We start from the raw sequence: 23,900 nt of genomic DNA on the forward strand, positions 1-23,900 counted from the left end.
TCGGCCCCCCACAGTCACCGCGGAGGAGTAAGTCGTGCGCAAGGTGTTGATCGCCAACCGGGGAGAGATCGCCGTCCGGGTCGCCAGGGCCTGCCGGGACGAGGGCCTGGACTCGGTCGCCGTCTACGCCGACTCCGACCGCGACGCGCCCCACGCCCGCCTCGCCGACGAGGCCTACGCCCTCGACGGCGACACCCCCGGCGACTCCTACCTGCGCATCGACAAGATCCTCGACGTGGCCGCGCGCTCGGGCGCCGACTCCGTCCACCCCGGCTACGGCTTCCTCTCCGAGAACGCCGACTTCGCCCAGGCCGTCATCGAGGCCGGGCTCACCTGGATCGGCCCCACCCCGCAGGCCATCCGCGACCTCGGCGACAAGGTCACCGCCCGCCACATCGCGCAGCGCGCCGGAGCCCCGCTGGTCCCCGGCACCTCCGAGCCGGTCAACGGCCACGAGGAGGTCGAGGCCTTCGCCGACGAGTTCGGGCTGCCGGTGGCCATCAAGGCCGCCTTCGGCGGTGGCGGGCGCGGCCTCAAGGTCGCCCGCACCCGCGAGGAGATCCCCGAGCTCTACGCCTCGGCCGTCCGCGAGGCCGAGGTCGCCTTCGGGCGCGGCGAGTGCTTCGTCGAGCGCTACCTCGACCGCCCCCGTCACGTCGAGGCCCAGGTGCTGGCCGACACGCACGGCAACGTCATCGTCGTCGGCACCCGCGACTGCTCCCTCCAGCGCCGCCACCAGAAGCTCGTCGAGGAGGCCCCGGCGCCCTTCCTCACCGACGAGCAGCGCGCCACGATCCACAGCGCGGCCAAGGCGATCTGCGCCGAGGCGAAGTACCACGGCGCCGGGACGGTGGAGTTCCTCGTCGGCAACGACGGGACCATCTCCTTCCTGGAGGTCAACACGCGCCTCCAGGTGGAGCACCCGGTCACCGAGGAGACCGCGGGCGTCGACCTGGTCCGCGAGCAGTTCCGCATCGCGCGCGGGGAGACCGTCACCTTCGGCGAGGACCCCACCCCGCGCGGGCACTCCATCGAGTTCCGCATCAACGGCGAGGACCCGGGCCGGGGTTTCCTGCCCGCGCCGGGCGCGGTCACCACACTGACCCTGCCGACCGGGCCGGGCGTGCGCGTCGACGCCGGCATCGAGTCGGGCACCGTCATCGGCGGCAACTTCGACTCGCTGCTGGCCAAGGTGATCATCACCGGCGCGACCCGCACCGAGGCGATCGAGCGGGCCCGCCGCGCGCTCGACGAGATGGTCGTCGACGGCATGGCCACCGCGCTGCCCTTCCACCGCGCGGTCCTGCGCGACGAGGCCTTCACCGACGAGCCCTTCCGCGTGCACACGCGCTGGATCGAGACCGAGTGGGTCAACGAGGTGCCGCCCTTCGCCGGCGCCGCGGAGGCCGAGGCGCCCGAGGAGCGCGAGACGGTCGTCGTCGAGGTGGGCGGCAAACGCGTCGAGGTGCGGCTCCCGGCGGGCTTCGGCGCGTCGGCGGCACCCGCCGCCAAGTCCGGTCCCCGCAAGGGCGGCGGCCGCAAGAAGGCCGCCGCGGCGGCTTCCGGCGACTCCCTCACCAGCCCCATGCAGGGGACTATCGTCAAGATCGCCGTCGAGGACGGACAGCAGGTCGCCGAGGGCGACACCGTGGTCGTCCTCGAGGCGATGAAGATGGAGCAGCCGCTCACCGCGCACAAGTCGGGCACGGTCACCGGGCTGGCCGCCAAGGTCGGCGACGTCGTGTCGTCGGGCGCCACGATCTGCGAGATCAAGGAATAGGGCCCGCGGGCCGACTACGGGGGTTTTCAGACAAGATGCGCTGGCTGCACGGCGAACCCGACTACGACCTGACCTACGCCGACGTGTTCATGGTGCCCAACCGCTCGTCGGTGGGCTCACGGCTCGACGTGGACCTGTCCACCGGGGACGGGACCGGCACGACCATCCCGATCATCGCGGCGAACATGACGGCGGTCTCGGGCCGGCGGATGGCCGAGACGCTCGCCCGTCGCGGAGGTCTGGCGGTCATCCCGCAGGACATCCCCGCCGACGTGGTCTCCGACGTCGTCGGCTGGGTCAAGCGGCGGCCGCTGGTGCACGACACCGCGCTGACGCTGCACCGCACCGACACCGTCTCCGACGCCCTGGCGCTGCTGTCGAAGCGCGCGCACGGCGCCGTGGTCGTCGTCGAGGACGGCAGGCCCGTCGGCGTGGTGACCGAGGCCGACTGCTCCGGGGTCGACCGCTTCACGCAGCTCCAGCAGATCGCGTCGAGCGACCTGGTGACCCTCCCGGCGTCGCTGGCGCCCGAGGAGGCCTTCGCCGAGCTGACCGCGCGCCGCCGCAAGCTCGCGCCGGTCGTCGACGCCGACGGCCGCCTCACCGGCATCCTCACCCGCGCCGCCGCGCTGCGCGCGACCCTCTACGAGCCCAACGTCGACTCCTCGTCGCGCCTGCGCGTCGCCGCGGCCGTCGGCATCAACGGCGATGTGGGCGCCAAGGCCCGCCGTCTGGTCGAGGCCGGCGTCGACGTGCTCGTCGTCGACACCGCGCACGGCCACCAGGACCGGATGCTGGACGCGCTGCGGCTGGTCCGCGAGGCCGCCCCGGACGTGCCGGTCGCCGCCGGGAACGTCGTCACCGGCGACGGCGTGGCCGACCTCGTCGACGCCGGAGCCGACATCGTCAAGGTCGGCGTCGGGCCGGGCGCGATGTGCACGACCCGGATGATGACCGGCGTCGGGCGCCCGCAGTTCTCCGCCGTGCTCGAATGCGCCGCCGCCGCGCGCCGCCTCGGCCGCCACGTCTGGGCCGACGGGGGCGTGCGCCACCCGCGCGACGTCGCCCTCGCCCTCGCCGCCGGCGCCTCCAACGTCATGGTCGGCTCCTGGTTCGCCGGCACCTACGAATCACCAGGCGACATCCACCGCGACGCCGACGGCCGCTCCTACAAGGAGAACTTCGGCATGGCCTCGGCCCGCGCGGTCCGCCTGCGCACCGCCGAGGACACCGCCTACGACCGGGCCCGCAAGGCCCTGTTCGAGGAGGGCATCTCCACCTCGCGCATGTACCTCGACCCGCAGCGACCGGGCGTCGAGGACCTCCTCGACTCCATCGTCGCCGGCGTGCGCAGCGCCTGCACCTACGCGGGTGCGAGCAACCTCGCCGAGTTCGCCGAGCTGGCCATGGTCGGCGTGCAGAGCGCCGCCGGGTTCACCGAAGGGGCACCGCTCTCGGACTGGTGACCCCGGTGGCGGCGGGCCAATACCGTGTTCCCTCAAGCGAACACGGGGAGACAGCGGGATGGCCCACGAGACCGAATGGCGCTGGACCCAATGGGGTCATGAGCGCCAGCAGAACCGCAACATCGGCTACCTCAACGAGGAACTGGCCTTTCAGCGCCGCGCCAACCGGCGCACCCAGGATGCCATGCGGGCACAGCTCACCCGCCTGTCCGGCGACCTGAGCGGGCGCATCGACACCATCGGCCGCGCCCTCGACTCCTTCGTCGAGCTGTCCGACCTGCGCTTCGAACTCGCCGTCCACCAGCCCGCCGCGGCCGTGCGCGCGGCGGTGCGCGCCTACCTGGTCGCCGCCGCCGACAGCAGCGCCGTCGCGGCCGCCGAGCTGCCCGAGGCCACCGGCTACTGGCTGCGTCCGGCCGCGCTGGCGCTGTCGGCCCGCCTGACCGGCGACGGCTCCACCGCCCACCTCGCCGCCGCGCACGCCCTCGACCACCGCCGCACCGAGCTGTTCCTCGCCACCGCCCTGGCCGCCACCGGCCACCCCGACGCCGCCGCCGAACACCTCCCCCAGGCCGTCGGCGACTTCCACGGCGAACTCACCCGCGCGCAGCTCTCGCTGTGGCTGGGCTCCGTGCACGGCCACTTCGGGCGGACCGGGGACGACTTCCTCGACACCTGGATGCGCGAGCGGCTCGCGGGAGACGAGGACCCGGCCGCCAAGGCGGCCTGGGACGAGTTCGGCGCGAAGCGGCTCCACGTCACCCCGGTGACCGGCGCTCCACGGGCCGCGCATTTCGCCGCGAGGCTGGACCGGCTGCGCGCCTTCTGCGTCGAGTCCATGGCCGCCGCTCCCCCGAAGGGCCGCGAGGAGCTGTTCTCCCTGATCGAGGACCTCGTCGACGAGGGCACGCCCCTGGAGGCGCCGCTGCTGCGCCGGTCGCTGGAGCTGCGCCGCCAGATCGAGGAGCGCACGACCCAGCCCATGCCCGTCGAACACTTCGACGACCCCGCCGGGACCGTCGACGCCGTACTGGCCGGCGTCGCCGCCGGGGACGACCCGGCCGCCCGGGCACGGGCGATCACGGTGGGGGCGCCGCGCCTGCTGGCCATGTCGGAAAGGCTGCGCGCCGAGGCGACACTCCCCTTCGGCGAGAACACCCGCCAGGTCCGCCGAGCCGGCGTGACCCTGACCGTCAGCGCCATGGACACCCACACCGACGTCAGCGCGCTGCGCCCGGAGGTCGAGCGACGCCACCCGCGACCCGACCCGGTGCGCTGGGCACTGGCCGCGCTCGGCATGGCCGTGCTCGCGCTGGCCCTGACCTACCCCGTCCCGGGCCTGGCGATCCTGCTCGCGGCGGCCGCGATCGGGCTGGGCGTGAAGTGGTTCGCCGTCCGCAAGGCCGCCACCGAGACCGACGGCACCGTCGCCTACGTCATGAAGGCGCTGGAGAAGGACGTCGCCGCGGCCCACAAGGCGCTGATCGACCGGCGCGAACAGGCCGCCCTGGCCGCCACCGAGGCCGAGAGAGCGCACCGCGAACTCGCCGAGCTGCTCGGCGGGAAACAGTGAGCTCAGGCGAGCGCGAGGCGCCCGTCGGTCTCGGTGTAGGCCTCGTCGGTGACCGGGCAGCGCCACGTGCCCTCGCCGTCGGCCACCAGGGGGCGTCCGGCGCGGCCGACCCAGCGGTGGAAGCGCGCGGGGTTGCCGATCACGAGGGCGAAGTCGGGGACGTCGCGGGTCACCACGGCGCCGGCGCCGACGATCGCGAAACGGCCGATCGTCACACCCGCGACCACGACCGTGCGCGCGCCCAGGGCCGCGCCCTCGCGGACGGTGACGCCGGTGGCCTCCCAGTCGTCGCCGCCCTTGAGCTCGCCGTCGGGCGTGACGGCGCGCGGGTACTGGTCGTTGGTGAGGATGACGCCGGGGCCGAGGAAGACGCCGGCCTCCAGGTGCGCGGGCTCGAAGACCTGCGCCAGGTTCTGGATCTTGCAGCGGTCGCCGACCTGCACGCCGGGCCCGATGTAGGCGGAGCGGCCGATGACGCAGTCGCGCCCGATGACGGCGTTCTCGCGGATCTGGGTGAGGTGCCAGACTTTAGTACCCTCGCCGATAACGGCACGGGGGTCGACGTCGGTGCTCTCAGCGATCGTTACAGCCACGCGGCGACGATACAGCCCGTCGCGTCACACGGTGAGAGCACGATGGGGCGACCCCGCACGGCCAAGCGCGACCACATAGTCTCTATGACGTTCACGACACAGATCTGACCGCGAGATCTCAATACCTGGAGGACGCCGTGGGCCGCCACAGCTCTGAAGAGGATGGCGCGCAGCCGGACGCACTCGACGCCGACGGCACGCCTGAACGCGACCGTGAGGCCGACGAGTTCTGGGACCTGGTCAACGTCGATCCGGTGGAGATCGCGCTGAGCAAGGGCGTCGGGTACACCCTGCGCGCCTACGTCACCGTCGAGAGCGCCGCCGACGAGGACGAAGAGGTCGAAGAGGCCGTCGAGGAGGACGAGGAGTCGCCGACCGAGACCGAAGAGGTCGAGGCCGCCGACGCCGAGGACACCGAGTCGGACGAGGACGACGACGAGCCCCGTAAGAAGGGCAAGGACGTCAAGGCCTCCGACGACGCCGACGAGGACGAAGAGCTCGAAGAGGAAGAAGAAGAGGAGATCGTCGTCGCGGCCCCCAAGGCCGAGATCGCCGAACTCGACATCGACGAGGCCCCCCGCTTCCTCACCGCCGACGGCAAGCTGCTGCTCTTCGAGACCCCCGAGCTGCTGACCGCCTTCGTGCGCGAGAACCACGACCACGACCTCGCCGACCTCGACAAGTGGGACGAGGTCGTCGCCAAGATCAAGCCCGAGTGGGTCGTACCCGGCGAAGAGGACTCCTACGAGCTCGACCTGGTCGTCGAGAACCTGCGCGGCGGCCACGACGTGTGGGACCACGACCTCATCATCTCCGCCGGTGAACTGGCCCGCGACCTGGGCTACGCGCTCCACCTGAAGTCGGTGCTCACCGCCCTCGCACCCGGCTCCCCCATCGACGATCTCGACGATGCCCTGCGCGCCGTCGAAGCCGGGGGGTTCGGGGGATTCTTCGCCAAGCGCCGTCTCCGTAAAATCGGGGCACAGCAGGCATCTCTGGCGTGGAGGTCCATCATCGGCAAGATATCTGCCGCAGTGGACTGGCGGAAGTAGCACTCTTCGGGGGAGCATCGGGACGGACCGTACGACTGGAGGGAGCAGACAGCGTGCGCATCTACTGTGGACTCGCCACGGCCGGGCATGCGTCTTTCGCCGCGATCGTGGACGACGCCGGGCGTGCCATCGCCGTCGCCGCGCTTGACGAGGACGGACCACGCGCGTACACCGCGCTGTGCCAGCTGCTGGCCGCCCACGGCGGCGACCGGTACACGCCGATCGCCACCGACGACGGGTCGGGCACGACGCCACAGCTGTGCACCGCGGCAGGACACCCCGTCACGGTCACCGACGAGGAGATCATCGGCCGCTTCACGCGCGACGACCCCGCGGCCCGCCAGCCAGGCGCACAACGCGCCCTGGCCGCCGCGCGGGCCCTTCAGACCGGCGCGGTCACCGCCATCGCCGGCGGCGCCGTCCGCAACCTCGCACGCCTGCGCCCGCTCCTGTGCTCCGCCGCCGCGCTCGCCGCCGGCCGCGCCACCGCCGTGTCGACGCTGCGCGGAGTCCTCCGCGAGCTCTACCCGGCGGCCCTGCGCGCCTTCGACGACCCCGGCGCGCCCCGCCCCCTCGCCGTCCTCGACGCGCTCCCCGAGCCCGCCGCGGCCGCCTACTGCCGGGAGGACGAGGTCGCACACGAGCTCGCCACCGCCGGCCTGCCCGACACCACCGGCGTCATCGTCGCCCTGCGCACCGCCGCCGCCGAGTACGCGCCGAGCCGCCGTTCCGGCGACGACGCGACCCGGGCCACCGTCCGAACGGCCGTGCAGGCCGTCCGTGTCTACGACGACGGCCTCAAAGGCCTCGCCGAGGCCCTGACCGAGCGTTTGAAGCAGAGCGGCGCCAGAGGGCAGACCAGAACGCGCGGGGAGACGCCGGGCGTCGACCTGCCCGCCATGCCCGAGGAGCGCGGCAAGCGCAGGACCATACCGGCCCAGCGCATCACCGTGCCCCCCGCCGCCGTACCCGAACCCCCGCAGCAGGCGGCACCGCAGCCGCCGGTGGCGCCCCCCGTGCCGCCTTCGCGGCCCGCGCCCTCCGTCGAGGAGTCCCGCAGCTCGAAGATCACGTCGCTGCCGACCCGCCGCAGCGCCCGCGCCAAGAGCGACAGCGGCGGCTTCCCGCAGATGCCCGAGCCGCCCGTCTTCAACGAGGGCGCCACCTCCGCGCAACCCGTGCTCCCCCCGCACGCGGAGCCGGAAACGGTTCCCGCCGGGCTGAAGCTCCCGCCGCCCAACAACATCGCGCCGCCCCCCGTGCGGCCCGCGCCCCCCGTCCCCGAGATCGACGGCGACAACGACGAAGGCCTCACGATCTTCGCGCAGGCCAAGTCGGCCTGGTTCACCGGCGTGAACGAGGACGAGGAGCCCACCGCGCTCGACTGGTCCATGCCGACCGACGAAGCCTGGCGCAGCGCGCAGAAGACGGTCACCCCGTCCACCGGAGAGGCCACCGCCAAGGGCCTCCCCCGCCGCGTCCCCCAGGCCAACCTCGTCCCCGGCTCGGCGCTGCCCGAAGACCCCGGACCCATCGCCATCGAACGCGACCCGCAACTCATCGCCGCCAACACCGCCGGCTACTTCCGCGGCTGGAACCGCGCCCGCCGCGACGCCGTGGACGCGGCCCCGGTGGGAGCCAACGGATCGACGGTGCGCTTACTGTGACGAACCTAGGTGTATACGAGCGAAGCCTGAGCATGCTGCTCGCCTCGCTGGTGGCCCGGACACCCGGACTCACACACGCCGTGCTCGTCTCGGCCGAAGGCGTCCCACTCGCCATGTCGCACGGCCTGCCGCTGGAGCGCGCCTCGCAGCTGTCGTCCATCGGGGCGGGCCTGCTGTCCATCGGCGACGGCGCCGGGCAGGTCATGACGACCGGTCACACCCACCAGGTGATGGTGGAGATGGCGGAGGGAATCCTGCTGACCGCGCCCGTCGGACCGGCGATCTCGCTGACCCTGCTCGCGGTGACCGAGTGCAACCGGGAACTGCTCGGGTACGAGATCGGGCAGTTCACGACCCAGGTCGGGCCGCTGCTGGACGAGGCGCTGGGCGGCGGGCGGTAACCGATCCGCTCGCGCCGGGCGGTCGATCCGGTAGACGTGGTGAGCGCGGCCGTCGGCCGGGTTGTCGGGCTCCAGTGCGGCCTCGGCGACCCGCCGCAGCCCTGCCTTCTCCAGCGCCCCCCACGACGCCCGGTTGCCCACCTGCACCGGCACCACGATCGCGGTGACGTCGGGGCGCTCGGTCCACGTCGCCTCGACGAGCGCCCGGATCATCGCGGCGCCGTACCCGCGGCCCACGAAGCCCGGAGCGCCGATCAAGTAGTCGATCGTCGCCGCCCCCGCCGGCATGTCCACCCCGGCGGCCACCAGCTCGGCCAGATAGTCGGGGTAGTCGGCGAACAGGCACCGCTGCACCAGTCCCAGCGGCTCCCCGTCGAAGAAGACGAGCAGGTCCTCCGACGGCTCCTCCCCCCGAGCCGCCGGCCCGAAGTCGCGCGCCACCGCCTCCGCGGACGTCTCGTGGTTCCACCACCGCGCGACATGCGGCTCCCGCAACCAACCCCGCAGCAGAGGGAAGTCGGACTCACGCAGCCGCCGCCAGGTCAACCCCTTTGGAACGACGGGCTCGGTGCCGAGGACGCTCACGGGCCGACGGTAGCAGGGCAGGGTCGGGGGGACGGTCGGGTCTTGAGAGCCCGAGTCGACCGAGCCGTGGCGTGGGCGCGCCGTCGCCCCACTTCGAACCCAACGCAAAACCGCCCCACCAAGGCGGGGCGGTCCACGTCATGCGGGTCCTACTGCGCGGCTCCGACCGTGCCGGCGCCGGCGCGGCGCATCGTCAGCACGTACTCGACCAGCGTGATCAGCACCTGCTTGGTCGACTCGCGGCTGCGGGCGTCGGTGGTCACGATGGGCGTGTTCGGCGAGACCGCGAGGGCCTCGCGCACGTCGTTGACGTCGTGCTGCTGCCTGCCGTCGAAGCAGTTCAGCGCGATGAGGTAGGGCAGTCGCCGGTGTTCGAAGAAGTCGATGGCGGCGAAGCAGTCGGCAAGGCGGCGAGTATCGACTATTACGACCGCGCCGATCGCTCCTCGTACCAGCTCGTCCCACATGAACCAGAACCGTGTCTGGCCAGGGGTTCCGAACAGGTAGAGAATCAGGTCCGAGTCGATCGTGATACGGCCGAAGTCCATCGCCACCGTGGTGGTGGTCTTGTCCTGGACCATCTCGTTGTCGTCGACGCCTTCGCTGGCGGAGGTCATGATGGCCTCGGTGGTCAGCGGAGTGATCTCCGAGACCGATCCGACCAAGGTCGTCTTCCCAACGCCGAATCCGCCTGCGATGACGATCTTCGCCGAGGTCACGCGGTTGTTCGGTTGACGGATGGACACGTCAGAGCCTCCGGAGTCCACTTAGTACCCTTTCCAGCAGTTCGGTGCCCACCAGGTCACCGCCCCCATCACTAATCCCCGAGGGCTCGTGCACGGCCAGCAGGCCGTCGGCCGCCATGTCCGCGACGAGGACTCGCGCCACTCCGAGAGGCATGCGCATGTGCGCCGCGATCTCGGCGAGCGACTGGAGTCTCGTTCCGCACATACCCGCGATCGTCGCCTGTTCACGCCCGGAGGACAGGCCGTTCAGCCTGCCACGAGCGGTGGTCTCGACCAACGCCTCCATGGCGATCTCAAGGCGCGGGCGGGTGCGGCCTCTGGTGACGGCATATGGCCGTACCAGCGCACCGGTCGGCTCGTGGTCCCGATCAACGACCATCGTCCTCACATCCTTGAGTCTTCACGGAGTGTTAAAGCTCTGTCTTGGCTGTAGGTCACGTCGTCGGGCTCCTAGCCTTTGTCCACGTTGCACGGTACCGCACGCAGGCTGGTAGTTCCCGTTCTCCTCCGGGGCAAGGGAACGAGCGCGATCATCCGACCTCGCGTTCGGCGATTCGATCACCGTGCGGCCTCCCGGGCGGCCGGGGTGAGGGCCTGACCGACGCGGTCGACGAGCAGGGCCATTTCGTAGCCGACCTGGCCGACGTCGCAGTTGCGCGCGGCCAGCACGGCGAAAGAGGAACCGTCCGAAATGGACATCAGGAAGAGGAATCCGTTGTCCATCTCGACGACTGTCTGGAGGACGGCGCCGCCCTCGAAGCAGCGCGAGGCGCCCTGGGTGAGGCTGACCAGGCCCGAGGCGACGGCGGCGAGCTGGTCGGCGCGGTCGCGGGGCAGGTCGCGCGAGGACGCGAGCAGGAGCCCGTCGGCCGACACCGCGACGGCGTGCGCCACTCCGGGCACCCGGTCGGCGAAGCCGGCGAGGAGCCAGCCCAGGTCCTGCATGCCGCGAGGGCCTGCCTGCGACGGGGCGGGGCCACGCTGGTGGCCGTGTGCCGTGTGAGGGAGAGTCATGCGTCGTGCTCCTTGCCTGAGCCATTGGTGAGCCTGCCCGTCCGGCTCCGGGCATCGTCATCCACCGTACGACCACCGCGGCCGCGTTGCACGCCCCTGTGGTACGCCGACAGCAGTCCGCGTACGCCTTCGGGGTCGCGCTGCTGTGCGCGCATGGGCTGCTCGTCGGGGATCTCGATACTGCCTGGAACCAGTTGCGCCATGGGCGTGCGCTTGGGCAGTCCGTTCTCTGACCTAGCTTCCGCTGCTGTTGCTGTCGGCGCGGCGGCGGCCCGAGCGGCGCGCCAACCGTCGTCGACCGACGACTCACCCCAGAAGTCGGTCCTGGGGGTCTCGCGTGACGGCGGAGCGTCGGACATGCTCTCCTCCTGCCGGGTGGAGGTCGATTCTGCGTGGGTGCCGCCCGTACGACCGCGGACGGGATCGCCCGCCGGTGCACGGGTGGGCAGGTCCGGGAGGTCCGGGACTTCGGGCACGGACGGTGCGCTGCCGAAGAAGGACTCGTCGTTGCGGGGTTCGTTGGACCGTACCCGGCCGGACGCGCGCGCGGGTAGGCCGCCTTCCCTTGAGGTGCGGGGTGCCGGCACGTCGGCGGCGGGCGCGGCCGCGCCCTGTACCGCCTGCTGCGCCGGGGGTGTGACGGTGAACCACGCCGAGGAGACCTCGCGGAAGATCGGGATCTCCATGGTCTCGTCGGCGGCGCCCGAGGGGGGCGGGGTGGGCTTCTCGGTCGAGCGGGGCGGCGGCCACGACGGGATGTCGTTGAGCGCGGCCCACTTCGACTCGCCGTCGGCCTTCTCCTGCTCGGCCTTGGTGCTGCCGCCGGTCGCGATGGTGCGGCGGGAACGGCTCGACGGAGACGTGGTGGCTTCGAGCGTGATCATCGGGAACGCCTCGGTGGGTCCCTCGACGGGGGTGTGCACCGGCGCGTCGGGGTCGAGGGCGCCCTCGGCCTCGGAGACGATCTCGCCGGTCAGTTCCATGACCTTGCGGCGCGGCATCGCGTCGGCGTCCTCGGCCGCGGGCCGGAACGTCATCGTCGGGACGTCCTCTTCCTCGCGGTCGGGGACGGCGGGAGGCGCCGGCGGCTCGGGGTCGTGGTCGGGGATGTGCACCGGCTCGAAGAGGCTCTGCTGCGGCGGCGGGGGCATCCCGAAGGAACCGGAGTTCTCCTCGTAGGACTGCTGCTGCGGCGCAGGGCTGTCGTAGGAGGTCGGCGCCGAGGACGCGAAACCGTTGAACGACGTCGGTCCGGCCGGGATCTCGCCCTGCGGGCGGCCGCCGTTGAGCGACGGGCGGCCGGTCGAGCCGAGCGGGTCGGTGAGGACCGCGTCGGGGAGGACGACCTCGGCGACGGTGCCGCCGAGTTCACCGGGGTGGAGCGTGACGCGCACGCCGTGGCGGATGGCCAGGCGGCCGACCACGACGAGGCCCATCATGCGCGAGGCGGCGAGGTCGACCAGCGGCGGAGCGGCGAGCTGCTGGTTGAGCTCGTCGATCTGGTCGGGGCTGATGCCGATGCCGCGGTCGGTGATGAGCACGACGATCTCGCTGCCGACCTGCCGGGCCTCGGCGACCACGGCGGTGTCGGGCGAGGAGAAGGCGGTGGCGTTGTCGAAGAGCTCGGCGACCAGGTGCACGAGGTCGTTGACGACGGCCGCGGTGATCTCGCGCTCGGCGAGGATCGTGCCGAACTCGATGCGCGTGTACTGCTCGACCTCGGACTGCGCGGCGCGCAGGAGGTCGGCGACGGTGGCCGGCTCGCGCTGGATGCGGGCCGAGTCGGCGCCGGCGAGGACCAGGAGGTTCTCGTCGTTGCGGCGCATTCGGGTGGCCAGGTGGTCGAGCTGGAACAGCTCGCCGAGGCGGTCGGGGTCCTCCTCGCCTCGTTCGAGGCGGTCGAGGTGGCCGATGAGCCGGTCGACGAGGATCTGGCTTCGGCGGGCCAGGTTGACGAACATCGTCGAGACCGAGGAGCGCAGCGCGGCCTGTTCGGCGGCGACGCGGACGGCTTCCTTGTGGACGATGTTGAAGGCCTGGGCGACCTGGCCGATCTCGTCGGCGTTGCGCAGGCGCAGCGGTTCGGCGAGGCGTTCGGCGAACTCGTCCGGGGTCGACTGGCCGAGCACCTCGGAGTCACGAAGTCGGGCGACGGCCTCGGGGAGGTCGACGTGCGCCATCTGCAGCGCGCCCTCACGCAGCTGGCGGAGGCTGGAGGCCATCGAACGGGCGATGATCAGCGCCAGCGCCACGGCCAGGGTCAGGGTGAGCAGGACGATCGCCGACTCGACGAGCACCCGGGTGACCACCGAGTCGCGCAGTTCCTCGGCCTTGGCGACCAGCTCGGTCTCCAGGCGGATCTCCACGGTACGGGTCGCCTCGCGGCGCTCGTCCATCGCCGAGACCCACACGGCGTAGTCGAGGTCTTCGAACTTCTCACCGGGCAGCACGTTGTCCAGCTGCGCCTCGACCTGGGTGGCCGAGCGGGAGTCGGCCTCGTTGAGGATCCGGTCGACCTCGTTGCGCTGCTCGACGGTGATGACGGCCTTCATGTTGGCCTCGGACAGGTCCCGGCTGGTCCGCTGGGAGACGAACTCGCGGAACTCCTCGGTGCTGAAGACGCGGTCGTTCTCGGTGGCCAGGACGGTCAGCTTCTCGCGCTCGTTGGCCTCCTTCATGCGTGACAGGAGGGAGGCGATGCGAATGTCGAGGGCCAGGTCGGCGTCCTGGGTGACCTGCGCGATCGCGTCGTGCACGTTGAGCAGGTTCGTCACGTACCCGCCGTAGCGCTTGACGGCGCTGGTGTCGGCGATGAGCTTCTCGCGGACGTCGGCGCGGTGCGTGTCGAGGTTGATCAGGAGGTTGTCGGCGTCGCGAATCGTCTGTTCGAGCAGTTCGGGCAGGTCGGACAGCCCGTCGCGTTCGGCCTTGTAGTCGGAGTACGACTGGTTGGTCGCCGCGACGGCGCTCTCGAAGGCCGCCGAGTCGTCGTCGCCCGCGGCGTCGCCGCGGTCCTCGGGGTCGAGGAAGTCGAAGGCGGCGGTGCGCTCGACCTGAAGGTCCTGCGTCAGCTGCGAGACCGTCGCCGTGAAGCGCGCGAGAGTGCGGATCTCGTCGGCCTGAACGGCCCGTTCACCGGTGTCGAGGAGCCGGACGACGGCGAGACCGACAAGGGCGAGCACCGGGACCACCAGGATGATGCCGAGCTTCGGCCGGATGCGGATGTCCCGCAGCGGCGGGATGCCGAACCGGCGTCGTCCACCGGTCGCCTCGCTTCGCTTGCTCACCTCTGGTCGTCCTCCAGGCGTTCGGTTCGCGTCGGTCGCAGCCGACGGGTTCGAGGACAGCGCGACAGACGCCGTCAGGCTTTACGGACCTGAGCGATTCCATCACGCGAAGCGGGAAAGCGGAAGGGCAGGTGGCAAGATCAATTAGGGCTCTGCCGCAATTGGGGTATATCGACAAAACCCAGTGACATTCAGTGTTTGAGCAGTGACTTCACGTGCCGAAGGCCTGCGAAACACGTCGTGGGACGGTGACGGCCGCCTCGTCTCGGAGGAGCTCGGGGAGCAGCTCGGCGGGGGTGTCCTGGTAGGCGACGGGCCGCAGGAAGCGGCGCATCGCGGTCTCTCCCACCGACGTGTACTGGGAAGACGTCGCGGCCGGCCACGGTCCGCCGTGCTGCATCGCCGCGGTCACCGCCACGCCGGTCGGCCAGCCGTTGACGACGACACGGCCGACCTTGGCGGCCAGAGCGGGGAGGAGCCCCTGTACGAACGTGCCGGTCGATTCAGCGTCGGCCAGGTGAACGCTGCCGGTGAGGCTGCCCGGGAGCAGTTCGAGGATGCGCGCGATGTCCTCCGGCCCGTGGTCGACGACGACCGAGACGGGACCGAAACACTCGGTGAGCAAGGCCTCGGCGTTGTCGAGGAAGTCGGCGACACCGACCTGGAACAGTCCCGGCCGCACCCCGAAACCCTCACCGTCGGCGCCCGGCTCGGCGAGCGTCTTCACGCCCGGCAGGCCCGCCAGCGCCGCGGCTCCGTCGAGGTAGGCGTCGCGGATGCGGGCGTGCAGCAGCGGATGCGGGGAAGCCTTGGCCGCCGCGTCGGCCAGCTCGCCTTCGAGGCCGTGACCGGCGGGGAGGAACAGGACACCGGGCTTGGTGCAGAACTGGCCGCTGCCGAGGGTCGCCGAGGCGACGAAGGCCGCGGCGAGCTCGGCGCCGCGCTCGGCGACCGCGCCGGGCGTGGCGAACACCGGGTTGATGCTGCCGAGCTCCCCGAAGAACGGGATCGGCTCCGGCCGGGCCGACGCCAGCGAATGGAGCGCGCGGCCGCCGTTCAGCGAACCGGTGAACCCGGCAGCCTTGACCGCCGGATGGGTGATGAGTTCGCGGCCGGCCTCGAAACCGTGCACGACGGCGAAGGTGCCGTCCGGGGCACCGGCCGCCATGAGCGCGTCGCCGACGATCCGCGCGCACAGCTCGGAGGTCCGCGGGTGGCCCTCGTGGGCCTTGACGATCACCGGGCAGCCCGCCGCCAGGGCGCTGGCGGTGTCGCCGCCGGGAACCGAGAACGCCAGCGGGAAGTTGCTCGCGGCATAGACCGCGACCGGGCCCAGCGGGACCAGCATCCGGCGCAGATCCGGACGCGGCGTGGGCTTGGCCGCCGGGTCGGCGTGGTCGATGATGATCTCCAGGAACGCGCCCGACTCGACGGCGTCGGCGAACAGCTCCAGCTGCACCCGGGTGCGGGCGAGCTCGCCGGTGAGACGGGCGGTGCCCAGGGCCGTTTCGGCGTCGGCGGTGGCGATGACCTGGTCGGCGTGCTCGCCGAGGGCGATGGAGACCGCTCGCAGGCACGCGGCGCGGGCGGCGAGGGGAAGCGCGGCGTAGTCGACGGCGGCGGCGCGGGCGCGTTCGGCGATGACGGCCAGTTCGATCGTCGTGGTCGCCTCGACCGCGTCGCCGGCCTCTTTGCCGGTGCGGGGGTCGATGCTGCGCAGCGCGTCGGTCACGGTGGTGTTCCCTTCGGTCGGGGCGGATCACTGTCACCGTACCGATCCCGTGCCGGTGGTGGGCGTCGCAGCCCGGGAGCGCCGCGCCACACAGGGTCTCCACTCCTCAAGTCGGGATTAAGAGACTCTTAAGGCCTTGGATCTTCGGGGCGGGATCGGACAGACTCACCCCAGAAGATGAGAGATGTCCGGCTTAGCTAGGGTCAGTCCCCGGCACCCGATCGGAAGCGGCCGGCGTCGTAACAGAACGCACACCGTGTCCGACGAGCACAACGCCCTCATGACAAGACTCGGTGGCAGCCAGATGCCTACCCAATGCGTCAGGAGTTGACGTGGCTCATATCTCGCACTTTGCGCACGGTTTCATCAATCCGTTGATGGGATTCGGTTTCGCCATCTCAGGGTCGCTGCTCGGCCTGTTCTGCATGGTGCGTGCCCGAAACGCCACGACTACCGGCTCGAAAGTCATGCGTCTCGGTTACGCGACCATCGCCCTGGGAGGCACGGGCATCTGGATGATGCACTTCACGGCCATGATCGGCTTCGACGTGCAGAACTCCGACGTCCGCTACGACATCGGCGTGACAGCGCTGAGTCTGTTCATTTCCATCGCCTCGGTCGGCTTCGGCATCTACACCGTCGGGCTCGGCCGCAAGTCGCTCACCAAGGTCCTCATCGGAGGGCCGCTCACCGGTCTCGGCGTGGTCGCCATGCACTACACCGGGATGGGGGCCGTGCGCATCAACGGCACCATCGAATACGACCCGCTGCTGTTCTCCGCGTCGGTGGCCATCGCCGTCATCGCCGCGACCGTCGCACTGGCCTTCGCGGTGTGGATCGAAGGCCGCAAGCCGATCCTGATCGCCTCGGTGATCATGGCGATCGCCGTGTGCGGCATGCACTACACGGGAATGGCGTCGGTCTCGGTGGCACTGCGCACCGAAGGCGCGCAGCCCGTGCCGGGCGTCGACCCGATCCTGTTGCTCATCCCCATCATGGTGCTGGCGACGATCGCGCTGATCGGCCTGATCTTCGGGCTGCTCAGCGACGCCGACGAACCCGAGTCGGTGCTGTCGGCGGCCACCCCGCGCAGCCGCGCGTCGGCGGAAAGGCGCCCCGCCCACCGCGGAGCCCGGCCCACCTTCGCGCCTACCGTCACCAACCCGGACCCCGGTCAGGGTCCTCGACCGGCCTCGGCCTTCGGCGCGAACGCCTCCCCCGTGTCCGCCGCTGGGCCGCCGCCATACTCGAACGACTCCACGTCAACGGTCGTCGCCAACGAACCGGAGCCGTTCGCGTACCGCGAGAACGACCGCTCCACCCACCGAGAGGCGCCCCCGGCCTCCCGTCCCGCCAGTGAGGAGGCCTGGGCGAACTTCATGGACGAGACCGAACCACAGGGTTCCCTGCCGCGCCGGGACACGCGACTCCCCCGTCCGCGTGAATCCGGCTCGACGACCCTGGCCTCGCCCCCCTCCACGGGTGGACGCGCCTGACCGCAGGACGAAGCCCCGGACGCCGACCAACGGCGGCCGGGGCTTTGTCGTGGGTGGGGACACGGATGGGGGTGAGGACGGGTGGGGACAAGGGCCGGCCTGGGGAATCGGTGCGGCGGGTGGGCAATGGGTGGCGCGGGTGAGAAGAGACGAGGTCGGGGAACAGGGTGGCGAGGTTCAGGGCGCGCTGGTGGCGGGGATCGGGCTCGCGCCTGCGCGCTAGCGCTGGAACGCGAGGCTCGGCGCCGCACATCGCGGGGTGACACGGGTGCGGCCGACACCGCAACGCTGTACGGCCCGTAGGCCAGGCTGAGGACCGGGTCCAGGGACGGAGTTCCTGGCAGGGTCTGGGACAGCGTCCCAGTGGGGGTCTGGGGCGAAGCCTCCCAGCAGGGTTCGGGACGGAGTCCCGGCGGGGGTGCTGGGGGCGGAGCCACCCAGCCGGTTTGAGGTGAGGAGGACGCCGGCACCACCCCAAGGGTGCTGCGGCAACGCGGCCAGGAAACCACCGCCCCCCACACCCGTAACGCGAGCCTTGCGCCACCGGGCCACTAGGGCGTGTCCTGGTGATCTTGTGGGTGCGAGGCGAGGCTCGTTTTTCTTCTGGCAAGCCGTTCTTTCGCCCTGGTACCGGTGTTGTACCTGGGCGAAAGAACGGTGCCGCCAGGGGGAAAACGAGTCCGCCGCAGCCCCACAGTGATCACCAGGACACGCCCTAGGCGAGTTCGAACGCCGGGCACGCGCGGAGCACCGAAGGCGAAGCGGCAGCGAGTCGGGGGGAGGCCGGTCCGCAATTCCACGCTGGCGAGCGCGAGGACATCGACGCCAAGACACCAGTGCATTCGAGGGCAGGGCGGGCCGAACTTGGCAGGCGTTCGAACGACCGGCGAACCCGCCGCGAAGCGGGCGACGCCGCCCACGCCGGCGCGGCGACGCTCGCCATGCCTTGTGCGGCGATCGAACGATCGGCGACGGCGCGGCGTGGACGACACCGCGGCGGCGAGGTGGCGAGGTGGCGAGGTGGCCCACCGCGTTCGTGGGCAGGTGATGCGGACCCGAACACTCGCGAGCGCGCCGCGAGCACAACCACGAAGTACCGGGGCGAACGGGCGCGGCGGCAATCAGCGCGCGAGGTACGAACGAACGCCGAACAGCGCACGGCGCACGGCGCACGAAACGGTGGCGCAGTGCCATATCCGTCGGCGGCGAGGTGGTGTCGCCCGTTGTCAGACGGCTAAAAGAGGTCGGCCGAGGTGCTGTTCGTGAGGTTCTCAACGATCGTGCGCAGCCACGGGCTGCGCACGGCCGGCAGCCGGACCAAGGTGTGCAGGAACGTGTCCCGGTCAGCCCGGAACAGGTGGTCGGGGAGCGGTGGGAGAGGTGCTTCGCGGAGTACGTCTCGGGGTATGCGACCTGACGCGGGAAGCGGCAAGTAAGGCTGGGGATGAGCCAGACACAGCCACACCCCCAGTGGCAGGGGAACCGAGTACACCGACGCGGTGGGCCTGGCGGAAGTCCAGGTCCGACCTGTCTGAGGATGAACCGGTACGAGGAGGATGTCGGCGCCCGCGTCCGGGGAGGGCTGTCCCGGTCCAGCCAGGACGGCGACCCGCTTCAGGGCGCCAGCGGGCAGCAGGGCGTCGAGCGCGCGCTGGAACACGTTCGCGGTCAGACCGCCCGGGACCGTCACCGGCTGCCCTTGGGAGGCGACCAGCAGGTGGGCGAGCGCGTGACCGGCCGCCGCCTCCCACCGCGGGCTCCACGACCAGTAGTGGTTCGTCCCCGACCGTCCTCCCCACGTGGCAATGGGTTCGAACGGGGGCGTCTTCTCCCCCTTCTCTGTCAGCGTCGACCAGGAGAGGGGTGCGGCGTGGACACCGTCAACGGGGACGCGGTGCACGGCGTCCGGGCTGAGCCGCACCGCCTGCCACAGCGAACAGTCGTCGACCCTGGTCGCCACGGGGAGGTCGCATGTCTCGCAGGCCATGTTGGGCCCATCGGCTCCATCGAGGCCGCAGCAGGAACCGCCGCGTTTCCCAGGAATCAGGCGGGTTCCGCGAATATCACCGGGCGCGGCGACACTGGCCCCGGGCACACCGTCGGACAGGGCGTAGACCGGTGCGTAGATGCCGCGTGCCTCCGCCTCGCCCGGGCCGATCTCGTCCCACGTCCGCCACGGCCCTCCCCACGGGTCCGGGTCCACAGCGAACGTCCCGGACTCCATGAGCACCGCAAGCTGGGCCCCGTTCCCGTACTTCTGACGAACGTGGACCGGCAGTGAAACCTGGGACAGCGGAGTGGTCAACCCGGCACCGCATCCCCCACACACGAAAACGAACACACGTCCTCCGCCCGGGGAAACAGAGCATCGTCCCAGCCCGCCGAAAGCCGACCGACATGGTTTCTCGTCCGCTGGCCGCAGCCGCAACCGCAACCGCAGCCGCAGCCGCAGCCGCAGGAGTCAGGCGGCACACACCGCCACCAGCGCGAGGCCGCACGGCAGGCGGAGTGGGGCGGCGGCGGCAACGACGAGTATCCGTGCGCCTCGCGAACAGCCCGCCTTAAAGCAATCCGAGTCCCGCGCCAAGCCTCCGCCCCCTCGCGCTAACCCCCCCTCGCGCATCCCCGCCCTACCCCGCCAACTTCGCGTAGGCCGGCTTGATCACGTCGTTGATGATCTCCAGTCGCGCGTCGAAGTGCACGAAGGCACTCTTCATCGCGTTCACCGTGAACCACCGCAGGTCGCTCCACCCGTATCCGAAGGCCTCCGACAGCAGCGCGAACTCCTTCGACATCGAGGTCCCGCTCATCAGCCGGTTGTCGGTGTTCACCGTGACCCGAAAGCCCAGCGAGCTCAGCAATCCGATGGGGTGTTCGGCGATAGAGGGAGCCGCGCCGGTCTGGACGTTCGACGAGGGACACATCTCCAGCGGAATGCGCATGTCGCGCACGTAGTGCGCGAGGCGGCCGAGGTGCGCGCCGCCGTCGGCGGTGGGAGTGATGTCGTCGATGATGCGCACGCCGTGTCCGAGGCGGTCGGCTCCGCACCACTGGAGGGCCTGCCAGATCGAGGGCAGGCCGAAGGCCTCGCCGGCGTGGATGGTGAAGTGCGCGTTCTCGCGCTGGAGGTACTCGAAGGCGTCGAGGTGGCGGGTGGGAGGGAAACCGGCCTCGGCGCCGGCGATGTCGAAGCCGACGACGCCCTCGTCGCGGTAGCGGACGGCGAGTTCGGCGATCTCCATCGACCGGGCTGCGTGGCGCATCGCGACCAGCAGGAGGCCCATCTTGATGGGGCGGCCGTTGCGGGCGGCTTCGGCCGATCCCTCGCCGAATCCGGCGAGCATCGCCTCGACGGCCTGCTCCAGGGTGAGGCCGCGTTCGATGAGCAGTTCGGGGGCCATGCGGACCTCGGCGTAGACGACGCCGTCGTCGGCGAGGTCGAGGGCGCATTCGCGGGAGACGCGCTGGACGGCCTGCTCGGTCTGCATGACGCCGACGGTGTGCGCGAAGGTCTCCAGATACCGCTCTAGGGAACCGGAGTCGGCCGCGGCGCTGAACCACTCGCCGAGGGCTCCGGCCTCGGTCGCGGGGAGTTCGTGCCCGCACTCCTCGGCCAGCTCGATGACGGTCTGGGGCCGCAGCCCACCGTCGAGGTGGTCGTGCAGGAGGACCTTGGGGGCGGAGCGGATCTCTTCGAGAGTCAGTGGCATCGGTCGAGCATACGACCGGCCGGTGACCCACTCGTGTCGGCGTGGTGACGTTGGGCGACATGGGAAACGGCCCCCGCCGTGGGCGAGGGCCGTGTTCCGTGCCGGGGTCTAGCAGCAGGGCGGCTTGCCCTCGCCGATCGTGCCGGGGAAGTAGACGCCGTCTCCGCCGCAGCCCGAGACGCAACGGGCGATGACAACGCTCGCTTTGGCCTCGTTCTTGGGGAGTAAGGCCCTGGACACTCGCGCGAAAAGTTTGCGCATGACACGCCTCCTATATTGACGCTTGTCGATGCAATGAACCCATAGTGTTCCGAATGCCTCAGCCGGGGTCAATATCAGACCGCATAAGCAACCGCATTCAGAGTTTGCGCACGACCACGCCTCGCACACGACCGAGCGCGACCAGACCCTCGTGCCGCGAGTCATAACTGTCCACCCGGTTGTCCCCCAGCGCGACGAAGCCGTCGGCGGGAACCGGCTCCCCTGCCAGGTCGAGCAGGGCCGGGCCCAGCCCGGGCGGCACGGCGTCGCCGGGACCCGCCGCCACCCGCTTGAGCAGCCACAGCCGGCCACCGCCGGGCGAGGGCACGGCGCCGCCCTCGAAACGCGGAATAAAGGCCACGACCTGGCCCGCGCGCACACGGCCGGTCCGGCGGACCAGCACTGTGTCCCCGTCCAGGTAGGCCGGGGACATGCTCGACCCGTCCACATCGACCATGACGAAGCGCCGTCGTGCCCACCACAGCGCACCCACGAGCGCCAGGAGCGACGCCGCTAAGACCACAGCCCAGAACGGCACGACTAGTCCCCGTCCCGGAACTCGTGCGAGACGACGACCTGCCCGGCACCGAGAACGCAGAACGCCGGGGTCGCCTTGACGCGAAAGGCCCTCGCCACCGGTCCCCTGCGGCGCTCGACGACGACATGGGCGTGCGGGGAGGCCACGGCGATCATCTCCTCCTGGTCGGGCGCCTCGCGGACGACCGCAAGGGCCTGCTTGCGTCCCAGGGGAAGCGCGGCGGCCACCGCCGACCACTTCGGCAACTCCTCCGCACAGGTCTCGCACTGGGGATCGAAGAAGCCGACCAGAGTCCCCTCCGGCAGGGCGTCCCTGGTGAGGATCTCGCCGTCCACCGTGGCCGCCTCGAAGTCGTCGACGCGTTCGCCCACTTCGGCCAGGGCGACGGTCTTGACCTCGAAGGCGGCGAACTTGGCGTCGTGCTCACGCACCCGTTTGACCAGCGCCACGGTCAGCAGGAGATTGAGCAAGCCGAGCAAAGTCGCCAGTACGGTCAGGGACGCTAATAGCGCCATGGGGACTCCCGAATCAGCCGTGCCGCGACGAGGTCGTCGCGGGCGTTGGACGGAACAACTCGTACAGATCGTCGAACATCGTCACCAGACCGCCGAACACCAGACCGCCGACGACCGCGACCGCCGCCAGCCCGAACTCCAGCGGACCGCCGACCGCCGCGCCGACGAGCCCCGCGGCGGCGACCAGCAGCAGGAAGGCGTTGCGCCCCACGTGCTGCGGCCCCATCGGGGTCGTCGACTTGCCGAAGCACGAACAGGGCTCGGTGTCACCGTCACGGACGGCGACGACGATCCCGACGGTGAAACCACCGAGCAGACCGAGCGCCACGACGAAACCGGCCAGCGCCGACACGGTCAGCGGGATCGCCATGAGAACGACGATCGCGACCTCCGCGACGACGACGAGAACGGCCGTCTGCTTCACCAGCGCCCGCGGCACGACCCGCATCCGCCGGGTAGCCCGCTGGAACGACCGGTAGCGGACCGGACTGGTCAGCTTGGTCGCCGCCGAAACGAGGAAGACCGCACCGATCAACGCCCGGCAGGCCAGGGCCAGATACTCCATTTCCGCGCCTCCTACAAAGGGCGACCGTCCGACGACGCACGCGGAATCGAAGCTACTCGATCAATTCGGCCCGGGGAAGACCCCGGGCCGACAAGATCTACTGTGGACTTATGCGGACAGGTCGACCTGATCCCAAGCGGGGAAGGGAACCTGGCTGCGACCGCGCACGACCAGCGCCCACTCCAGTGCCCAACGCCGATGCCACACCGCCGCCGGATCCAGCGGTCCCGGCGCGGGCATCCCGCGACGGGCCGCGTCCTGGTACATCCAGTCGAGGCAGTAGTACATGTCCAGAAGGGACGCGACCTCCCACGGATCCGGCCTCGTCGTCAAAGTCCGCGAACGCCAGGCCCCGAAGGACTCGCCACCGCGCAGGTCCGGAAAGAGCGCCGCCAGACCCTCGACGCAATCGCGCTGCGGGTCGAGATGCTCGACCAGACCCAGCAGCCACGCCAGTCCATAGAGGGCATCGAGCTGCTGGGCGTACCGGCGCGGATCCCCCACACCGCTGCCGATGAAGGCCCACTCGTCGCGGGTCATCTCCTCCAGCACATGGGCGTCGAGCATCCACCGCATCGCGTTCTGCGGCGGCATGTCCATCACCCTGGCCTGAAGGACGTTGAGTATCGCCGCCCGCGCCTCGATCTCGCCGACCGAACGCAGACTCACGTCCTCGTCCGGCTGCCAGATCAGCGGAAAACGATCGGCGTTCATGGGCACGCCCAAACGCTGAAAGTCTCCACACGTACGGGTACGGATCTGCCGAGGATCCACCGTCATCGCAGTCATGAGCCACTCGTTCAACACTCGTCGTGCCAGGATGGCGCACTTTACCGCGCCCAAGGTGGCGCGCGACACACGTGGCGCTCTACGCCGGAACATTAGGGGTTCACGGGCTGATCTACAAGGGTGACAAGTC

20 protein-coding genes and 1 pseudogene are annotated in these 23,900 nt (G+C 70.9%); 7 read left to right on the plus strand and 14 right to left on the minus strand.

All coding sequences use genetic code 11. The features are described 5' to 3' along the window. The first annotated feature begins 34 nt into the window (after positions 1–34). The 3 genes from AB0I28_RS34530 to AB0I28_RS34540 are packed head-to-tail and all read left to right on the plus strand — an operon-like array spanning position 35 to position 4,819. Positions 35–1,780, plus strand: coding sequence for a biotin carboxylase N-terminal domain-containing protein (locus tag AB0I28_RS34530; protein ID WP_357499931.1), 1,746 nt, complete (start codon positions 35–37; stop codon positions 1,778–1,780). A gap of 35 nt (positions 1,781–1,815) precedes the next feature. Further along, positions 1,816–3,246 (plus strand): GuaB1 family IMP dehydrogenase-related protein, encoded by a 1,431-nt coding sequence (locus tag AB0I28_RS34535; RefSeq protein WP_357499932.1) that lies wholly within the window; start codon positions 1,816–1,818, stop codon positions 3,244–3,246. Between the two features lie 58 nt (positions 3,247–3,304). Beyond that, positions 3,305–4,819: a hypothetical protein gene (locus AB0I28_RS34540; RefSeq protein WP_357499933.1), complete on the plus strand. Its 1,515-nt coding sequence runs from the start codon at positions 3,305–3,307 to the stop codon at positions 4,817–4,819. Positions 4,820–4,821: 2 nt separating this feature from the next. On the opposite strand, the gene AB0I28_RS34545 is transcribed toward AB0I28_RS34540, so the two are convergent. Next, a complete protein-coding gene (locus AB0I28_RS34545) occupies positions 4,822–5,412 on the minus strand; it encodes an acyltransferase (RefSeq protein ID WP_357499934.1) in 591 nt (196 codons plus the stop codon). Between the two features lie 137 nt (positions 5,413–5,549). Between AB0I28_RS34545 and AB0I28_RS34550 the strand changes: the two genes are divergently transcribed. The 3 genes from AB0I28_RS34550 to AB0I28_RS34560 are packed head-to-tail and all read left to right on the plus strand — an operon-like array spanning position 5,550 to position 8,532. Beyond that, positions 5,550–6,464 (plus strand): DNA primase, encoded by a 915-nt coding sequence (locus AB0I28_RS34550; RefSeq protein ID WP_357499935.1) that lies wholly within the window; start codon positions 5,550–5,552, stop codon positions 6,462–6,464. A 53-nt stretch (positions 6,465–6,517) separates the two neighbouring features. Further along, entirely contained in the window at positions 6,518–8,131 is a 1,614-nt protein-coding gene (locus tag AB0I28_RS34555) for a hypothetical protein (protein WP_357499936.1), read from the plus strand. Between the two features lie 32 nt (positions 8,132–8,163). Then, complete coding sequence (locus AB0I28_RS34560; protein WP_357499971.1) at positions 8,164–8,532, plus strand: roadblock/LC7 domain-containing protein; 369 nt, start codon at positions 8,164–8,166, stop codon at positions 8,530–8,532. A 90-nt stretch (positions 8,533–8,622) separates the two neighbouring features. On the opposite strand, the pseudogene AB0I28_RS34565 reads toward AB0I28_RS34560, so the two are convergent. The 6 genes and pseudogenes from AB0I28_RS34565 to AB0I28_RS34590 form a co-directional block, all read right to left on the minus strand. Further along, positions 8,623–9,117 (minus strand): annotated as a pseudogene (locus AB0I28_RS34565) (GNAT family N-acetyltransferase); the annotation flags it as partial. A gap of 149 nt (positions 9,118–9,266) precedes the next feature. After that, positions 9,267–9,884 (minus strand): ATP/GTP-binding protein, encoded by a 618-nt coding sequence (locus tag AB0I28_RS34570; protein WP_357499937.1) that lies wholly within the window; start codon positions 9,882–9,884, stop codon positions 9,267–9,269. Next, positions 9,865–10,242 (minus strand): DUF742 domain-containing protein, encoded by a 378-nt coding sequence (locus tag AB0I28_RS34575; RefSeq protein WP_357499938.1) that lies wholly within the window; start codon positions 10,240–10,242, stop codon positions 9,865–9,867. The genes AB0I28_RS34570 and AB0I28_RS34575 overlap by 20 nt, the downstream gene beginning before the upstream one ends. Before the next feature lie 179 nt (positions 10,243–10,421). Next, positions 10,422–10,808, minus strand: coding sequence for a roadblock/LC7 domain-containing protein (locus tag AB0I28_RS34580; protein ID WP_184786343.1), 387 nt, complete (start codon positions 10,806–10,808; stop codon positions 10,422–10,424). Between the two features lie 65 nt (positions 10,809–10,873). Further along, on the minus strand, positions 10,874–14,164 hold the full coding sequence (locus tag AB0I28_RS34585) for a nitrate- and nitrite sensing domain-containing protein (protein ID WP_357499939.1): 3,291 nt from the start codon (positions 14,162–14,164) through the stop codon (positions 10,874–10,876). Between the two features lie 211 nt (positions 14,165–14,375). Continuing rightward, positions 14,376–15,896, minus strand: a complete 1,521-nt coding sequence (locus AB0I28_RS34590) for an aldehyde dehydrogenase (NADP(+)) (RefSeq protein ID WP_357499940.1) — start codon at positions 15,894–15,896, stop codon at positions 14,376–14,378. Between the two features lie 377 nt (positions 15,897–16,273). Here AB0I28_RS34590 and AB0I28_RS34595 point away from each other — a divergent pair, with 377 nt between their 5' ends. Next, complete coding sequence (locus AB0I28_RS34595; protein WP_357499941.1) at positions 16,274–17,392, plus strand: MHYT domain-containing protein; 1,119 nt, start codon at positions 16,274–16,276, stop codon at positions 17,390–17,392. A gap of 1,234 nt (positions 17,393–18,626) precedes the next feature. On the opposite strand, the gene AB0I28_RS34600 is transcribed toward AB0I28_RS34595, so the two are convergent. From AB0I28_RS34600 to AB0I28_RS34630, 7 genes are all read right to left on the minus strand, one after another. After that, positions 18,627–19,379 carry a hypothetical protein gene (locus AB0I28_RS34600; protein ID WP_357499942.1) on the minus strand — a complete coding sequence of 251 codons (753 nt, stop codon included), beginning with the start codon at positions 19,377–19,379 and terminating at the stop codon, positions 18,627–18,629. Between the two features lie 643 nt (positions 19,380–20,022). Then, positions 20,023–21,102, minus strand: a complete 1,080-nt coding sequence (locus tag AB0I28_RS34605) for an adenosine deaminase (RefSeq protein WP_357499943.1) — start codon at positions 21,100–21,102, stop codon at positions 20,023–20,025. Positions 21,103–21,210: 108 nt separating this feature from the next. Beyond that, on the minus strand, positions 21,211–21,363 hold the full coding sequence (locus AB0I28_RS34610; RefSeq protein WP_357499944.1) for a hypothetical protein: 153 nt from the start codon (positions 21,361–21,363) through the stop codon (positions 21,211–21,213). Positions 21,364–21,460: 97 nt separating this feature from the next. Next, positions 21,461–21,901, minus strand: coding sequence for a S26 family signal peptidase (locus tag AB0I28_RS34615; protein WP_357499945.1), 441 nt, complete (start codon positions 21,899–21,901; stop codon positions 21,461–21,463). Between the two features lie 2 nt (positions 21,902–21,903). Beyond that, positions 21,904–22,416: a hypothetical protein gene (locus AB0I28_RS34620; RefSeq protein ID WP_357499946.1), complete on the minus strand. Its 513-nt coding sequence runs from the start codon at positions 22,414–22,416 to the stop codon at positions 21,904–21,906. Between the two features lie 13 nt (positions 22,417–22,429). After that, positions 22,430–22,981, minus strand: a complete 552-nt coding sequence (locus tag AB0I28_RS34625) for a MauE/DoxX family redox-associated membrane protein (RefSeq protein ID WP_357499947.1) — start codon at positions 22,979–22,981, stop codon at positions 22,430–22,432. Between the two features lie 108 nt (positions 22,982–23,089). Next, the gene (locus AB0I28_RS34630; protein ID WP_357499948.1) at positions 23,090–23,863 is read right to left on the minus strand and encodes a DUF4272 domain-containing protein; all 774 of its coding nucleotides are present in this window, start codon (positions 23,861–23,863) and stop codon (positions 23,090–23,092) included. Positions 23,864–23,900: the final 37 nt, after the last annotated feature.

Origin of the sequence: Phytomonospora sp. NPDC050363 (assembly GCF_040655735.1) — a bacterium.
In the GTDB taxonomy this organism is placed as follows: Bacteria; Actinomycetota; Actinomycetes; order Mycobacteriales; family Micromonosporaceae; genus Phytomonospora.

What these genes read in the sequence shown, in the direction of transcription:
- AB0I28_RS34540 (WP_357499933.1), top strand. Translation starts at nt 3,305, where the DNA reads ATGGCCCACGAGACCGAATGGCGCTGGACCCAATGGGGTCATGAGCGC.
- AB0I28_RS34630 (WP_357499948.1), bottom strand. Translation starts at nt 23,863, where the DNA reads ATGTTCCGGCGTAGAGCGCCACGTGTGTCGCGCGCCACCTTGGGCGCG.
- AB0I28_RS34600 (WP_357499942.1), bottom strand. Translation starts at nt 19,379, where the DNA reads ATGGCCTGCGAGACATGCGACCTCCCCGTGGCGACCAGGGTCGACGAC.
- AB0I28_RS34625 (WP_357499947.1), bottom strand. Translation starts at nt 22,981, where the DNA reads ATGGAGTATCTGGCCCTGGCCTGCCGGGCGTTGATCGGTGCGGTCTTC.
- AB0I28_RS34575 (WP_357499938.1), bottom strand. Translation starts at nt 10,242, where the DNA reads ATGGTCGTTGATCGGGACCACGAGCCGACCGGTGCGCTGGTACGGCCA.
- AB0I28_RS34620 (WP_357499946.1), bottom strand. Translation starts at nt 22,416, where the DNA reads ATGGCGCTATTAGCGTCCCTGACCGTACTGGCGACTTTGCTCGGCTTG.
- AB0I28_RS34560 (WP_357499971.1), top strand. Translation starts at nt 8,164, where the DNA reads ATGCTGCTCGCCTCGCTGGTGGCCCGGACACCCGGACTCACACACGCC.
- AB0I28_RS34605 (WP_357499943.1), bottom strand. Translation starts at nt 21,102, where the DNA reads ATGCCACTGACTCTCGAAGAGATCCGCTCCGCCCCCAAGGTCCTCCTG.
- AB0I28_RS34580 (WP_184786343.1), bottom strand. Translation starts at nt 10,808, where the DNA reads ATGCAGGACCTGGGCTGGCTCCTCGCCGGCTTCGCCGACCGGGTGCCC.
- AB0I28_RS34535 (WP_357499932.1), top strand. Translation starts at nt 1,816, where the DNA reads ATGCGCTGGCTGCACGGCGAACCCGACTACGACCTGACCTACGCCGAC.
- AB0I28_RS34610 (WP_357499944.1), bottom strand. Translation starts at nt 21,363, where the DNA reads ATGCGCAAACTTTTCGCGCGAGTGTCCAGGGCCTTACTCCCCAAGAAC.
- AB0I28_RS34595 (WP_357499941.1), top strand. Translation starts at nt 16,274, where the DNA reads ATGGGATTCGGTTTCGCCATCTCAGGGTCGCTGCTCGGCCTGTTCTGC.